Below are 16,552 nucleotides of genomic sequence, written 5' to 3'. Positions count from 1 at the left end.
GTTATCAAGGTAACTATTGCGCCAGCGCAAGAACGCCGTTTATCTCTGTAGAGCGATAAATGCACGTTACCGCTGCCGATCAATTTCAGCGTAAACAATAGTTTGTTTTTAAACAAAAAATAAACAAGATAGGCTCATTTATATTACAAAATAGTAAAGTAAATTAACACGGGCGTGATCATGGCGACTGCGCTCATCCCAGACTTTCAGGCTGCAACAGCGAACGCAGGCTCGCGGCCTTGTTTTCGATTTCCAACCACTCTTCGGCAGGATCCGACCCGCTGACAATGCCCGCGCCGGCGTACAATTGCAGCTGATGGTGATCTATTTGACAGGAGCGCAACGCCACGCAGAATTCTGACTGCGCCAAGGAGAGATAGCCGGCCGATCCGGCGTACCAGCCACGGGAAACAGGCTCATGCGCCACGATAAACGCGCGCGCCGCCTGGCGCGGCAAACCGGCGACCGCCGCCGTAGGCTGTAAACGCGTCAAGCAGTCGGCATCGTCCGCCGCATGCAGTTGCCCTTCAATACGCCGCCGTAAATGCTGCACCTTGCGCAAGCGCACCACGTCCGGCGGCAGTACGTCTACCGCCCGGGCGCCGCCTTGCAGGCGCTGGCAAATATCGTCAACCACCAGCAGGTTTTCATGCTGATTTTTGGCATCGCCCAATAACCACTGAGCCAGCAGACTGGCCTGCTGGTCGTCCTGATGACTGGCAACGGTACCGGCCAGCGCTTCGGTCAGCAACCGCACCCCACGCCGCAGGTACAGTCGCTCCGGGCTGGATCCCAAAAACGCCGAATCGGCGGCAAAGCGCATCATGAAATGGTAGCAGTGGTGATTGACCTGGCGACTGGCGGCCATCAGCGCCGGTGCCGACAACGGCTGTGCCAGCGTCAGACGGGTATTGCGTGCCAACACCACTTTGTCCATTTGCTGGCGTTCAACGGCGTTCAATGCCTGTTGCAGCATGCTTTCCCAACCGCTGAAGTCCGGCCGGTGACATGCCTCCTGCACCTCAACCTGCAATGGCATAATGGGCAATGCCGCCCGTAGCGACGTCAACACCGTGATGGCCGCCTGCGCGTCCTGGTCCAACGCCACATCAGAAAACAGGTTCAACGTCAGTTCGGTACGGTTGTCGCGGGTCAGAATTTCCAGTCGTGGTAAAACCAGCATGGCGCTGGCGTCAAAACCATTCAGCCCCCACAGCCGCGCCTGCGGATGACGCTGCAAAAACGCCTGCGCCGTTATCGGGTCGGTAAATTGGCGCAGCGCACCGCACACGGCCGCTTCTTCATGTTGTTCACGATGACGCCAGTAAAATTGTGGAAAGCACGGCTGTGCCGCCAGCCACTCCAGCAGGCTACCACTCAGCCGTTGTGGAACAGGTAAGGAAAATTGCCGAAAACCGGGCTCTGAGGGCAAATTCTGTTCAAGCTGCTGACGTAACCGCCGCAGCAACGCTGAAAGTTGTTCCACCATTACCTCATTAACCAAACGCAATGTAAGGAATTATACGGTAAATCCCTCCGCGCGGGCGGAAAAATCCTGATTGCCAGTGCGTTCATTCCTGACGCAATTGATTATAAAATCTAAAGTTTTAGCGCAAAAAAACACCAGACTGGTATTCTGCGACTATACTGAATTGGCATGTTCCTGCCCGCAGCGAGCTCTCACCAGATCTTACTGGTGCTGAAATCAGGATGCTCGCTCTCTCCCAGCGGCGATCACCGGCTGTCCTTTGGGTCAGATGTAAGGAGCTTTTGTGTGAAAGAAAAACTAATCAATTGGTTAAATAATCGACAAAAAGGTAAAAAACGTCAATCCTCCGTGAGTCGGCCCCCCACGGCAGCGCCGAACAACCACGCCGGCAATATCAAGGCAGAACTGTTTTCCGTCGATCAAATGGAGCGTTACGGCCAGCGACTGGCGCGTTCGCACAAGCTGGCGACGCGCAAGTCCCCCTATTATCTGTTGAAACGGCTGGACGATAACGAGCGGGTACTGGCCGAGAGCTGCCACCAGCTCAGCAACGGCAAAAAGACCAGTATGACCCCGGCCGGTGAATGGTTGCTGGATAACTATTATCTGATCGAAGAGCAGATCCGCGTGGTACGCCATCATTTGCCAAAAAACTTTGGTCGTGGGCTGCCACAGTTAGCCGCACCACACTACTGCCCGCGGATTTATGATGTCGCCACCGAGGCTATCGCCCACGGCGACGGGCGGTGGGACGCAGAAACCCTGACGCGTTATATCGCCGCTTATCAAAAAGAAGCCAATCTGACGCTTGGCGAGCTGTGGGCGCTGCCGGGCATGTTGCGTCTGGCATTGATTGAGAATCTGCGCCGCGTCGCGGTTGAAGTGGCACAGGCGCAGCAGGAACGTAACCTGGCCGACAGTTGGGTAAATAAAATGCAGGAAGCGGCGGAAAACGATCCCGCCAACCTGATCGTGGTGATCGCCGATATGGCACGCTCCAATCCGCCTCGCACCAGCGCCTTTGTGGCTGAACTGGTGCGACGCCTGCAAGGCCACGGCACCATGCTGGCGCTGCCGTTGACCTGGGTTGAACAGCGTCTGGCGGAAGTCAGCCTGACCTCCGATGAATTGATCCACCGTTTCAACCAGCAACTGGCGGTCAGTCAGCTGTCGGTCAGCAACAGTATTTCGGGACTGCGTCAACTGAGCGAAATGGACTGGGCCGAATTTGTTGAAACCATGAGCCAGGTCGATCAAACCCTGCGCCAAGATCCGGCCGGCGTCTATCCGATCATGCATTTTGACACCCGCGACCAGTACCGCCACGTGATTGAAATGCTGGCGCGGCATTGCGCGCACACTGAAGTAGAAGTGGCACGGCATGTATTGAACATGGCGCAAGTCGCGGCTGAAGACCCCACCAGCGATCCGCGCAGTCACCATATCGGCTATTTCCTGATTGACGACGGCAGGCCAGAACTGGAACAACAACTCGAGGTACGTCTCGGCCGCATTACCCGTCTGCGCCACGCGCTGAACCAGGCGCCGCTCCTATCCTGGCTCGGCAGTCTGAGCCTGCTGACCACCGCCTGCTGCGCCGTGCTGTTACGACACAGCCATAACAGCGGCGTCGGTTGGCTGGGGCTGACGTTGCTGCTGGTGCCGTTGGCCATCGTCATCAGTCAGTTTGTACTGAACGTGCTGAGCGAGGTAACCACCCGCAGTCGAGCGCCGCAACCGCTGCCGAGGCTCGACTTTTCCTGCGGTATCCCCGCCGAGTTCCGCACGCTGGTGGTCATTCCGACGCTGATCGGCAGCAAAGACGCCATTGACAAGTTGGTCAACGCCCTCGAGGTCTGTTATCTGGGCAACGCGATGAAGCATCTGCACTTTGCCTTGCTCACCGACTTTCACGATCACCAGCAGGCCCGACACCCGCAAGACGAGCAGTTGCTGAATTATGCGCGCCAACAGATAACCGCCTTGAACGCCCGCTATGCCAACGAAGGTCCGAGTCATTTCTTTTTATTCCACCGCGATCGCCAATGGAATCAGCAGCAGGGCGTGTGGATGGGCTATGAACGCAAACGCGGCAAATTGAACGCGCTGAATGACTGGCTGCGCAACCGCGACAATGCGTTCAGCGTGCAGATAGGCGAAGGCAAAGAGGTGCTGAAAAACGTCAAGTACGTGATTACCCTCGACAGCGACACCGTTATGCCGCGCGACTGCGCGCACCAGTTGATCGCCGCCATGGCGCACCCGCTCAACCAGCCGCAGTATGACGTCAGCCAGCAGCGGGTGGTGGAGGGCTACGCCATTCTGCAACCACGTATGGCAGAGGAGATCCCCCGTTACGGTCAGGGACGGTATGCCGCGCTGTGCAGCAGCATCCCCGGCAACGATCCTTATACCCTGATGGCGTCAGATATCTATCAGGATCTGTTCGGTGAAGGCTCGTTCGTCGGCAAGGGCATTTATGACGTCGATGTGTTTTCCCACAGCCTGAAAGGCACCTGTCCAGAAAACCTGGTGCTAAGCCACGACCTGCTCGAGGGATGCTACGCCCGCTCCGGCCTGCTAAGCGATGTGCTGCTGTATGAGCAGTATCCAAGCAACTACCTGGTCGACGTCGCACGACGCTCGCGCTGGATCCGCGGCGACTGGCAATTAGTCAACTGGCTACTGCCGCGCGTCGCCACCGAAGGCGGTACGCGGGTCGCCAATCCGCTTAGCGCGCTGTCGCGCTGGAAACTGTTCGACAACCTGCGCCGCAGCCTGGTGGCACCCAGCCTGCTGATTTTGCTGTTCTGCGGCTTTGTCTGGCTGCCAGACACCCGCTACTGGCTGGCGGTATTTTTGCTGATTCTACTGTTGCCGACCGCATTGGCGCTGTTACAGGACGTCATGCGTAAACCGGCACGCCGACCGATGCTGCAACATGGGCGCCTGGCATTGCAAGGTGCGCTACGCCGGCTGTCGCAGGTCGGCTTGCGCCTGGCGACGCTACCGCATGAAACCGCCTACAGCCTGCAGGCCATTGGCATCACCCTGTGGCGCTTGCTGGTCAGCCGGCGCAAGCTGCAGGAGTGGACCAGTTTTGACCAGACGCAGACCCGATTGCGGGTTACCTGGGAGAACGTCTACCGCACCATGTGGTTCAACCCGTTCGCCGGGCTGCTGCTGTTGACGCTCAGCACGCTGTATAACCCGATGGCGCTGCTGATTAGCGTACCGTTCGCCGCACTGTGGCTGGCGGCGCCCTACCTGCTGTATTTCCTCAGTCAAACGCCGCAGCGCAGCAAAACCGCGCTGGATCCGCAACAGCGCCGTTTCCTGCGCCGCACCAGCCGTGAAACCTGGGCGTTTTTCGCCACCTTTGTCAATCAACAGGAAAACTGGCTACCGCCGGACAATTTTCAGGAAACACCAGAGCCGGTGGTGGCGCACCGCACCTCTCCAACCAATATCGGCCTGTCGCTGCTGGCCAACCTGACCGCCTATGACTTCGGCTATCTGACGCTGAGCGCCGCGCTGCAACGCACCGAACTGACGTTGAACACGCTGGATCGCATGGAGCATTATCGCGGTCATCTCTACAACTGGTATGACACCCGCACGCTGGAACCCTTGAACCCGCGCTATGTGTCGAGCGTCGACAGTGGCAACCTGGCGGGCCATTTGCTGACGCTGAGCGCCGGACTGCCGGCATTGATGCACCAGCCGGTCATCGATCCACAGCGCGTGTTGAACGGGCTGGAGGACACGCTCGAACTGCTGGAGTTGCAATGGGCCGACGCGGCGCCGAAGGCGTTGCATAAACTGCGTAAACATTGGCAACAGGCGCACCATGCCCACCCCGCCGCGCTGTTCGGCGAACTGAATGCGATGCGTCATGCCTGCAACAGTTTGCAGGAAGCTGCGCTGGGCCATGACGAAGACACCCGGCGCTGGGCCGGCGCGCTGCATCAGCAGCTTAACGATCTGTGCAGCGAATGGGCGCAGTGGTTCAGTTGGCTGAGCGACAGCATGCCAGAACTGGAGCAGCTCCCCAGTCTGCACTGGCTGGCCAACCCGCCACGGCAGTTAACCCTGTCAGCGGAACAGCAAACCCAGTTGGCGACCGCCAGCGCATTGGCCAGCCAGCGGCTGAGTCAATTGCTGCAGTTGCAGCAGCGGTTGGAACAGATGGCGCAGATGGACTTCCATTTCCTGTACGACACCGCCACGCACTTGCTGACCGTCGGATTCAATTGCGATCTCAATCGCGCCGACAGCGGCAAATACGATCTGTTGGCGTCGGAGATCCGTCTGACCAATTACGTTGCCATCGCCACCAATCAGTTGCCACAGCGCAGCTGGTTTGCCCTGGGGCGCCTGTTCACGCTGATCGACAACGAACCGGCGCTGATGTCGTGGAGCGGATCGATGTTCGAATACCTGATGCCGCAGTTGGTGATGCCAGCCTATCCCGACACCCTGCTGGTACAAATGTGTCGCACCGCGGTAGAACGGCAAATCGCCTGGGGCAAGGAGCGTGGCGTACCCTGGGGCATTTCCGAATCGGGCTATTTTGGCTTTGACGCCCAGCAAAACTATCAGTATCACGCCTTTGGCGTTCCGGGACTCGGCCTGCGGCGTGGTTTGGGCGACGATATGGTGATTGCGCCCTATGCCACCCTGATGGCGTTGATCGTCGATCCCGACAGCGCTTGCAACAACCTGCTGACGCTGGAAAAGAACGGTGCCAAAGGGCGTTACGGCTTTTACGAAGCGCTCGATTACACCACCTCGCGCCTGAGTCGCGGTCAGCTGTACGTGATTATTCGTTCTTATATGGCGCACCATCAGGGAATGGGGTTGCTGGCGTTGTCACACCTGCTGCTGGACGCGCCCATGGTGCAACGTTTCGCGCAGTATCCTGCCTTCCAGGCCACCCGTTTGCTGTTGCAAGAGCGGGTGCCGGACGCCGTCGAGCTGTACAGTACCCGCCGACACTTTGAAACTCACGAGGGAACGCTCAAACCGGCCAGTTTTAGCGCGCGCGAATTCAGCCGTGTCGACTCGCCGATCCCCGAAGTGCAGCTGTTGTCCAACGCCAACTATCATCTGATGCTGACACAGGCCGGCGGCAGCTACAGCCGCTGGCAAAATCTGGCACTGACCCGCTGGCGCGAAGACGGCACGCGCGATAACTGGGGCGCCTTCTGCTACCTGCGTGACACCCAAAGCGGCGAAGTCTGGAGCAATACCTGGCAACCGATCGGCGGCGCGGCAAAAAACTATCGCGCGGTATTCAACGACGCCGGGGCAGAGTTTCAGCGCAGCCAGGGTTCCTTGCAGATTAAAACGCAAGTGGTGGTGTCACCGGAAGATGACATCGAACTGCGTCGTCTGACGCTGATCAACCGCGGTAAGCAGACGCGCACGCTGGAAGTCACCACCTATGCCGAGGTGGTATTGGCCCCGGCCAATAACGATTTGGCGCATCCGGCGTTCAGCAATCTGTTTGTGCAAACCGAACTGCTGCCGGAGCAGGAGGCTATCCTGTGCCACCGTCGCCCACGCGAGCCGAAAGACAAATCGCCGTGGCTGCTGCATATGATGACGGTACAGGGTCAAGGCAGCCAGACGTCGTTCGAAACCGACCGCGCCAAATTCCTTGGTCGCGGCCGTTCGCCGGCCAGCCCGCAGGTGATGCACCAGAGCGAACCGCTGAGCAACACCGCCGGCCCGGTGATCGACCCGATTATCGCCATCCGCCAGCGGGTGCAACTGGAACCGAACGTGCCGCTGACGCTGGATATTTTCTACGGTGTGTGTGAAGACCGCGCCGCCAGCCTGGCGATGCTGGAAAAATACCGCGACCGCCATCTGGCCGATCGTATCTTCGAGCTGGCCTGGTCACACAGCCAGGTGGTGCTGCGCCAGATCAATGCCAACGAAGAAGACGCCAATCTGTTCAATCGGCTGGCCAGCGCGGTGATCTTCCCGACGCAGGAAATGCGCGCCGCCAGCGGTGACATCATCAACAATCGGCGCGGGCAATCCGGCCTGTGGGGCCATTCGATCTCTGGCGATCTGCCTATCGTGCTGCTGACGGTAACCGACAGCGACAATATCGGTCTGGTGCAGCAATTGGTGCAGGCGCACAACTACTGGCGGCTGAAGGGGCTGCGGGTGGATCTGGTGATCCTCAACGAAGATGCCGGAGGTTATCGTCAGGAGCTGCAAAACCAGATAATGGGGTTAATCGCCGCCGGACTGGAGCCACAAACCGATAAACCGGGCGGTATTTTTGTACGTACCAGCGAGCATATGTCGCAAGAGGATCGCACCTTGCTGTTCAGCGTGGCGTGCGTGTATCTCGACGATCGTCGCGGCGGGTTGACCGAACAACTCAACCAGCGACTGCAAATGCCACAGACTTTGCAACAACCGCTGAGTCCCACTGATGCCTCCGCCACACTGACGCTGGAAGAGCAACCGCAACGTAATCTGCATACCCCGCAATTACCGTCGTTCAACGATTTGCAATTCTTTAACGGGCTCGGCGGCTTCTCGCAGGATGGCCGCGAATACCTGATCGCAATGAATGAAAGCAAGGTTACTCCGGCTCCCTGGTGCAATGTGATCGCCAACCCGATGTTTGGCACGGTGATTTCAGAAAGCGGCCAGGCGTATACCTGGTATGAAAATGCCCATGAATATCGATTGACGCCATGGGATAACGATCCGGTTGGCGATCGCAGCGGCGAAGCATTTTACCTGCGCGACGAAGAGAGCGGTCACCTGTGGTCGCCAACCCCCCTGCCCGCCGGCGGCCGCGGCCATTACCTGACGCGTCACGGCTTTGGCTACAGCGTGTTCGAACACCGTGAAACCGGCATCGACAGCCAGCTGAGCGTACTGGTGGCCAAGGATGCGCCGGTAAAACTGTTCCTGTTGACGCTGACCAACAATTCCGGCCGTACGCGCAAACTGTCCGCCACCGGCTATATGGAATGGGTGCTCGGCGACCTGCGGCAAAAATCCGCCATGCATCTGGTGACCCGCGGCCTCGAGCTGGAAAATGGCCTGGGGATCCTGGCCACCAACCACTACGGCAGCAGCGGTTCCGAGCGCACCGCCTTCTTCGGCGTCACCGGCGCGCACTGCTCGATTACCGGCGATCGGCGAGAATTTATCGGCCGTAACGGCTCGCTGGCCGATCCGGCGGTGCTGAAACTGCGCCGACTGTCCGGCAAGGTCGGTGCCGGGCTGGATCCGTGCGGCGCGGTACAGTCAGCGATCGGCCTGATCGACGGCGATCAGCGCAGCTTTGTGTTTGTGCTCGGGCTGGGGCAAAACGCCGACGAAGCGGACAGCCTGCTGCGCCGTTACCTGCATGAGGATGCGCTGCAAGAGCAGTTGCAACAGGTTCAGCAGCACTGGAGGCAGTTGCTGGGCAAAGTGCAGATCCACACCCCGCATCCGGCGGTCAACCTGCTGGCCAATGGCTGGTTGCTGTATCAGACCCTGTCATGCCGTATTCAGGCCCGCAGCGGCTATTACCAATCCGGCGGCGCATTCGGCTTCCGCGATCAGCTGCAAGATACGCTGGCGTTGAGCCATGCCATGCCGCAGCGCATGCGTGAACAGATTCTACTGTGCGCTTCGCGACAGTTTATCGAGGGTGACGTGCAGCACTGGTGGCACCCGCCACAGGGCAACGGGGTGCGCACCCGCTGTTCCGACGATTATCTGTGGTTGCCGCTGGCCATCTGCCATTATCTCGATACCACGCAAGACGATGACATTCTGGAAGAACAGATCGGTTATCTGCAGGCTCGCCAACTGGCGCCGGGCGAAGAGTCCGCGTATGAACAGCCGACCGCCAGCAGCGAAAAGGAAACGCTGTATCAACACGGCGCGCGGGCCTTGAAGCACGGCCTGACCTTTGGCGAGCACGGCCTGCCGCTGATGGGGGCCGGCGACTGGAACGACGGCATGAATATGGTCGGGCTGGAGGGACGCGGGGAAAGCGTCTGGCTGGGCTTCTTCCTGTTCCATATTTTGCAGCGCTACGGCAAGCTGGCGGAACGGCGCAACGATCGGCAACTGGCAACCCTGTGTCGTGAGCAGGCGGAAACGCTGAAGAAAAACCTGCACAGTCACGCCTGGGACGGTGAATGGTATCGCCGTGGCTATTTCGACAGCGGGGAACCGCTCGGTTCGCATTCAGCGAGCGAATGTAAAATCGATGCCATTGCCCAGAGCTGGTCGATCCTGTCGGGAGGCGGTGAGCCGACGCGCAGCCAGCAGGCGATGCAGTCACTCGACCGGCATCTGGTTGATACAGAGGCCGGGTTGATAAAACTGCTGACGCCGCCGTTCGACGGCAACGGACCCAACCCCGGCTACATTCGCGGTTACCTGCCAGGCGTGCGTGAAAACGGTGGCCAGTACACACACGGCGCGGTGTGGGCGGTGATGGCATTTGCCGAAATGGGCAACGTCGAACGCGCATGGGAACTGATGGCCCTGATTAACCCAATCAACCACAGTCTCGACAGCGCCGCCGCCGAACGTTACAAGGTAGAGCCATATGTGGTAACCGCCGACATTTATGCCGTCGAACCCCACGTCGGTCGCGGCGGTTGGAGCTGGTATACCGGCTCCGCCGGCTGGATGTACCGGCTGATCGTCGAATCATTGCTCGGTCTGAAACGCTGCGGCAATGCACTGAGCATCGACACGCGCCTGCCCGCCGACTGGCCCAGCGTGACCATTGATTATCGGGAAGGCAACGGTGAGTATCACATCACGCTAAGCCAGGGCGACGCTGAAACGCAGGTGATAGTCGACGGTGAGCGACAGCCCGATGCGACCATCCCGCTCAGCGACGATGGCGCACGCCATCAGGTGGAGGTCAAACTGGGCAGCGCGCAAAAAGGCGGGCAACGGCAAAGGACATAAACGGACAAAACCGCCATGGAAGGCGGTTTGAGGTTGATGACAACGTGGCCTGTTAGACAGAGATACCCGGCTCTCACCCACCGATGCAGCGTCAGGCGCTACCGGCTATCAATCAGCTTATTTACGTGCTAACAGCAGCCCCAGCACCAGGCCGATGGTTGCGCCGCATCCGACGCCGTGCCATGGTTTGTCGCGTACATAGTCATCCGCGCGGTAAGCCACCTGTTTGGCACGGGCATAATAGGTTTCAGATGCGCCGGACAGGCGTGACTTTACGTCTTTCAGCGCCTGCTCCGCGCGGGTTTTGATCTCGATATAGGCCTGGTCGGCGCGATCGCCGGAATATTTCAATACTTCTTCCAGCGTGTCGGTCAACATACGCAGATCGTCGTCAAGCGTGGTTTGATTTTCGTCCGGATTAATCGCCATTGTGCCGTTCTCCTTTATTAAAAAATCACCGTTTGCTAACTATAGACAACAAATTCGCCATTCGGCCATCGGATTATTGGCTAAATAGCGCCCGCCACACCTAGCGGTCGCCGCCGTTCTCCCCTAGCGCCGTCGGGGTTGATGCAGCACGTTGGCGCCCGCGTGCCGCCAGCCACAGCCCGCTGTTTTTCATTGCATAACCGAACACCAGCCCCACCAGCAGCGACAGCGTCACCCAGCGCCAGTTACCGTCGCCAGCGAAGGTGGCGCAGGCGCCGATAAAGGTACCCGGCACAAAACCCAACCACTGTTGGTAGGCCTGAATACACATCAGGAACGCCACCACGCCGGTCAATGCATACCCCAGCAGACTCCAGGCCGGATCGAGCGCACTGCCGTGAATAATCGCCATCGCCCAAAATACGCCGCTGCAGCAGGTTAGCGCGCATATCGCCAGCCCTTTCAGCCCGCCTTGCGGGCAGGCGAAATAGGCGGTACAGCCCAAAAAGCCGGCCCAACCGATCAACCCCAGACTCACCGCAACCCATCCCCAAATGCCGGACAGGATGCCGGTGGTAACGGCAATGGCAAAAATAACGTTCATAAAACCGACTCGCAAAAAGAAAGCGCGCAGTTTACCCGAAACCGTCGGTTATTTTGTGACTAGAATCACTAAATTAATGTAACGAGAGAAAGGTTATTTTCAAAATCGGAGGATTAATCACAAAAAAAACCAGCGTGCAAGCACGCTGGAAATGACACACAACAACACCAGGGAAATCGTCGGTCGTACGGTTACCTTCATCAACGCGTAATCAGCGCGGGAATCCCGCTCGCGTTACCAGCACACTCAATGCCAGGCAAACTACCGTACTGACCATAAACAGCAGGTTAACCGCCAGGAGCAAACTCACCTGGTCGATAACCACCCCCAACAGGATTGGCACCCAGTTGGCGATATAAGCAATCACATAAAACAGCGAAATCAATCGTGCATGGCTGGATTTTGGTGAAATCAGATTCACCAGCGTCGCGCTGCCGACAAAAATCGCACCGTAGGCATAACCCGCAATCACCATGCCGGCACCAGCCAGCGCCAGCGAATGGATATGTATCGCTTCAGCGAATACCACCACCGACAACGCCTGTGCCAGACAACCAAACATCAGCGAGTGTCGGGCATTGATTCTGCGACTCAGAATCTGGCTGATACCGGCAATCAGCAGATATACCGCAATCACATAGCCATACATGCCACGGCTGTGCATACCTAACAGTTTCTCTGCCACGCTCGGGCCAATCGCCAGAATACTGGCGGCTACCGCCCAACAGATAAACAACGCGCCAGCACAGAGGAAAAACTTGCTGCCGGTAGCTCGCAGCCCCTCGGCCAAGCCGCTGTTTTCCACTTCAGCGGCAGCCACCGACTGACCGTTCAGCGGCGCAATCACCACATCACGCGGCCACTTGAGCATCACGCCCAGCACAGCCACTGCCGCCACTACCATGATAATGATGAACGGCAGCGAGGTGGTATGGAATCCGGTTTGCAGCGCCACACCGCTGAAAATCGGCCCCAGCGCCAGCCCCATGGTGAACGACAGCGTGGCAATCAATGCCGCATTCTTGCCGCCGTCTTTTGGCCCAAAACGCACCAGCGCGATATTGGCCGCACCGGTCAACGCCCCGGTACCCACCCCGGCCAGCAGACGCGCCATAAACATCATCCAAAACGAATCCGCCAGCGAAAACAGTAACGCTCCGGCCAACACTATCAACAGTGCCGGAACGATCATACTGCGCAGATCCTTGACCTTGCCAGCCATATTGCCAACGCCAAACAGCGAAATCAGCACGCCGGCGGCGTAAGCGCCGTAAATCATGGTCAGGCTGACCGATGTCAGCCCCAACTGATGTTGATAAAGCGGATAAAGCGGTGTCGGTGCACTGCTGTTTAACAATGCCGACATTAGCGCCAACGCTAAAAACAGCAGAATAGCAAAATGCGACGTCACCGAGTTCGCTTTAGCGGTTTCATCAACGGCCAAACTTGCAGACATTACTCACTCCCAAAACAAGCAAGGCGTTAAGCCTTGATAAACGCGCAACCCTGAAAACCAAACTGCATCAGGAAACGCGTGCATCATACCGTTTTGGAATAACAGCCAAAATAGCCAAGAATGCATCACGGTGATTCAATATTGCATGCCGTGAGAAACATTAATGCCAGCTATGATAAACGCTAACAGACTTGGACGATACCGCCGTTGTTCGATAAGCACGGCTTACCTTGGAAAAAATAAGCATAAGTTATAAGCAATAATACTTTAGCCATGCTTATTTTAATCACGGTTGTACCGCCTCAGCCTTGCGCGTCTTCGCCGATGAGCGTCGTGCGATAGCCAACCCGCCAGAAAGAATGATCAACGCCATACCCGCAGCGGCGATATAGGAGAGTTTTTCATTAAACAGCAGGAAGCCGAGCAAGGTAGAAAAGATAATGGTGCTGTATGAAAGAATGCTGACAATCACCGGGTTGCCGCTGCCGTAAGCGCGAGTCATGGTGATCTGCCCCAGACTGCCGAATACGCCAATCGCGCAAACGTTCAGCAAGGTGGCAGCATCCAGTGCGCTAAAGCCGATGGCGCCGGTCATCACCACCCCGACCAGCGTGCCCACCAGTGAAAAATAGAACACCACCCGCAGTTCAGGCTCGCCGGTGCGCACCAGTTTGCCGACGTTGAAATACGCCAGCGCGGTCAACAGGCCGGAAAGCAAACCGATCAGCGTAGCGGCATAGGCACCGTGCGGCACATCGGGCCGTAACAACACCAGGATGCCGACAAACCCCAACAATACCGAAAACAGCAGCCTGCCGGTCAACTGCCCCTTGGCCGTAACAAAGGTAATCACCGACTGAAAGATCGGGTTGGTGTAACCCAGCGTGGTGGCGGTGGCGATCGGCAAATGAATCAGTGAGTAAAAACCGCAATACATCGCCGCATTACCGATGGCCGCACGCTTCATATGTAATCCCAAATGACGCGTGCGAAATCCCAGATTCTTGATTTTAATCAGCGCTGCGACGATCAGCACGTTAATAAACGAACGGTAAAAAACGATCTCGAAAAAACCGACCTTCACCGACGCCAGTTTTATGCTGGCCCCCATCAGCGCAAAAAACACGCTGGCGACCAACATCCATAAAGCGACCATAACACCCTCTGATAGCGGCCTGTAACAGACCGCAGCACCCTGAATTAGCCAGTTATTTCCCAGCGCTGACCGTTAGCGGCCGGTTATCCGCACAGGCGAAAAACACCAGCATTTCCGCGCCCTTGTCTCCCGAAACGCCCTGATGAACAATATCTACCGTATCGGTGAAAGAGTCACCCTGCTTAAAGGTTTTTTTTATGCCGGTTTTTTCCACCGTCAGTGACACGCTGCCACCGGTCATATGCACCGCGCTGATGCACGGGTGCGTATGCCAGGCCAATACCTTATTGGGTTCCACCGTCACCTTCAGCATGGTGATTTGCGGCGCGCCGGCTGGATAATGCCCGTACGGCGTGCCCTCCCATGATGTTTCGGTTTTCAGCAGCGTTTCCTTGCTGATGCCCTCGCCGTGATCGTCTGCCGCCAACGCATTGCCGCAAGCCGCGCTGGTTATTGCCAGTAATAGTGCCTTATACATGGGATTATCGCTCCGTGATCGTTATTGATGAAAACACCCTGACGCAACGCGAGATTAAGCAAACTACCGTTGCTGGCTGCCCTGCAGGCAATGCGACCCGGGCAGCCGTTACGCATTACACGCCCTCGATGCGCCGTTGGTATTCTACGACGCTCTCGGCATAGTAACGATTGGGCACCGCATGATTACCCACCATCATTTCAATCAGATACGGGCCGTCATGTTCGGCGGCGGCCGCCAGCGCCCGATCCAACTCATCCAGCGTCGCAGCCTTGGCCGCCGCGACGCCCAGACTGTTGGCAAACGCCTGCCAGTCATGATTCGGTAATGCGGTGTAATCGGCGGATATGCCGCGATTTTGCAAGGTATCAATATGCATCGCGCCATGGGCACAGTTATTCATCACCACAAAGGTCATCTTGACCCGATAGCGCGCCGCCGTCTGGATTTCGATGCCGTGCATCAACATGCAGCCGTCGCCGGTCACCACCAGACAATCGCGATGCGGCGCCGCCAGCTTGATGCCGATGCCGGCACAAATCGCCCACCCCATCGGCGCCAGCGAACTGGAGGTGTGATAATCACCGCCACCGTTGCTGTGCCAGTGGTGTGCCATGAAGATGCGGTGTGCGCCGGAATCGACCACCACGTTGGCATCCGGCGCAAAGTGACTGCGCAGGCGCTTGATGGCATCTCCGGGATAAAGAGCGGTTTCGCCTGTTACGGTGCGTGCCGGCAGATCCGGCGGCGGCAGCTCGAGCGGCAGCCGACTGACGTGCTCCATCCACTGCATGCGCAGTTTAATGATGCTGGCCAGATGAGCATCGTCATCCGCCACCGCATTCAGCAGCCGTTGCAGCGATCCGCTCAGGCTGGAGAAGATCTGTACGTCCGGCTGGTAATGGGAACTGGCCTTGTCAAAGTCCTCGTCGAGCACCACCAGCGTTTTGCTACCGTGTAATTTTGCGCTCCAGTTCAAACTGTCGCGCTGGCCGAGATCGCAGCCCAGCACCAGCAGTACGTCGACCTCATCACCGTTGAGCGTCTCTACCGCTCGGGTGTGGCCGGCAAAGCCGTACAATCCCAGCGCCAGCGGATGGCCTTCGGGGAAAGCGCCCTTTCCGCCCAGGGTAGTCGCGACCGGCAGTTGGTACTTTTCCGCCACCCTCAGCAGCAGTGCGGCGTCTTGCGGGTTGTTTACCCGACTGCCGACCAGACAGGCAATATTCAGGCCGCGTAGCAGGTAATCGTCCAGAATGCCCTCCAGCGCCGCGTGATCCACCGCCGTTTCACGGCACACCGGCGCACGCGGCGACACAGGCCGTTCAACCTCACCCCATGACCGTTTCTGCATGTCCACCGGCACGCTGAGGTAAGCGCGGCCTTTGCGCTGACCGTTGAGGCACGACAGACTGCGGCGCAGTTCATGCGGCAAGGTCAGGTTGTTTTTTACTTCGATCGCCGCAGAGAGCAAGGGTTTGACGATGGTCAGCTCATCGATGCCGCTGTTGCTGCCGTCCTGGAATGCCCCCTGCGCTTCGTGGTGGGTGGCGATACCGCCAGCCAGGTACAACACCGGGATTTTATCTGCCTGCGCCGCTGCCATCGCCGGCAGAAAATTCATGGTGCCAGGGCCGGAAATCCCCAGACAGACGCCGAATTTACCACTGGCACGGGCGTAGCCATCGGCCATAAAGCCACAGGCCGTTTCGTGCGCCCCAACGATGCCGGCAATGGTCGAACCTTCGATCGATTTGATCAGCGGATAGATCAGTTTGCCGGGTACCAGAAAGATGTGTTGAATGTCACGTGCTGCCAGCGCCTGAATAATCGCATCCGCATTATTGGTCTGTGCGGTTTTGTGGTCGGAAGAAACGGTAACGCTGACACCGTTCGCGGTCGCCAGAGCCACCGGGGTGTACATGTTCTCTGCGTGAGACTCCATGGTTTAATGTCCAATCAAGAGGGGAAATTCGAGCGCA

Annotated in this window: 8 protein-coding genes; 1 reads left to right on the top strand and 7 read right to left on the bottom strand. The window is 58.0% G+C overall.

The features are described 5' to 3' along the window. Positions 1 to 193 precede the first annotated feature (193 nt). The gene (gene menF / locus ACCC84_RS07080) at positions 194 to 1,489 is read right to left on the bottom strand and encodes an isochorismate synthase MenF (RefSeq protein WP_004960589.1); all 1,296 of its coding nucleotides are present in this window, start codon (positions 1,487 to 1,489) and stop codon (positions 194 to 196) included. A 348-nt stretch (positions 1,490 to 1,837) separates the two neighbouring features. On the opposite strand from menF, the gene ACCC84_RS07075 reads away from it, so the two are divergent. After that, positions 1,838 to 10,447, top strand: coding sequence for a GH36-type glycosyl hydrolase domain-containing protein (locus ACCC84_RS07075; RefSeq protein ID WP_371901895.1), 8,610 nt, complete (start codon positions 1,838 to 1,840; stop codon positions 10,445 to 10,447). 117 nt (positions 10,448 to 10,564) lie between these two features. On the opposite strand, the gene elaB is transcribed toward ACCC84_RS07075, so the two are convergent. The 6 genes from elaB to ACCC84_RS07045 form a co-directional block, all read right to left on the bottom strand. Then, positions 10,565 to 10,876 carry a stress response protein ElaB gene (gene elaB, locus ACCC84_RS07070; protein ID WP_004960581.1) on the bottom strand — a complete coding sequence of 104 codons (312 nt, stop codon included), beginning with the start codon at positions 10,874 to 10,876 and terminating at the stop codon, positions 10,565 to 10,567. 100 nt (positions 10,877 to 10,976) lie between these two features. Next, a complete protein-coding gene (locus ACCC84_RS07065) occupies positions 10,977 to 11,480 on the bottom strand; it encodes a DUF1097 domain-containing protein (RefSeq protein WP_004960579.1) in 504 nt (167 codons plus the stop codon). Between the two features lie 211 nt (positions 11,481 to 11,691). Then, positions 11,692 to 12,936 (bottom strand): MFS transporter, encoded by a 1,245-nt coding sequence (locus tag ACCC84_RS07060; protein ID WP_004960576.1) that lies wholly within the window; start codon positions 12,934 to 12,936, stop codon positions 11,692 to 11,694. Positions 12,937 to 13,222: 286 nt separating this feature from the next. Continuing rightward, entirely contained in the window at positions 13,223 to 14,092 is an 870-nt protein-coding gene (locus tag ACCC84_RS07055) for a DMT family transporter (protein ID WP_004960573.1), read from the bottom strand. 52 nt (positions 14,093 to 14,144) lie between these two features. Continuing rightward, positions 14,145 to 14,570, bottom strand: a complete 426-nt coding sequence (locus ACCC84_RS07050; RefSeq protein WP_088499747.1) for a cupin domain-containing protein — start codon at positions 14,568 to 14,570, stop codon at positions 14,145 to 14,147. Between the two features lie 115 nt (positions 14,571 to 14,685). After that, the gene (locus ACCC84_RS07045; protein WP_004960570.1) at positions 14,686 to 16,515 is read right to left on the bottom strand and encodes a thiamine pyrophosphate-binding protein; all 1,830 of its coding nucleotides are present in this window, start codon (positions 16,513 to 16,515) and stop codon (positions 14,686 to 14,688) included. Positions 16,516 to 16,552 lie beyond the last annotated feature (37 nt).

The sequence above is a fragment of the Serratia odorifera genome, from assembly GCF_041448735.1.
Lineage (GTDB): Bacteria > Pseudomonadota > Gammaproteobacteria > Enterobacterales > Enterobacteriaceae > Serratia_F > Serratia_F odorifera.
Note: the sequence above shows the minus strand (reverse complement) of the source record. Positions and strands in the feature narration are given on the sequence as shown.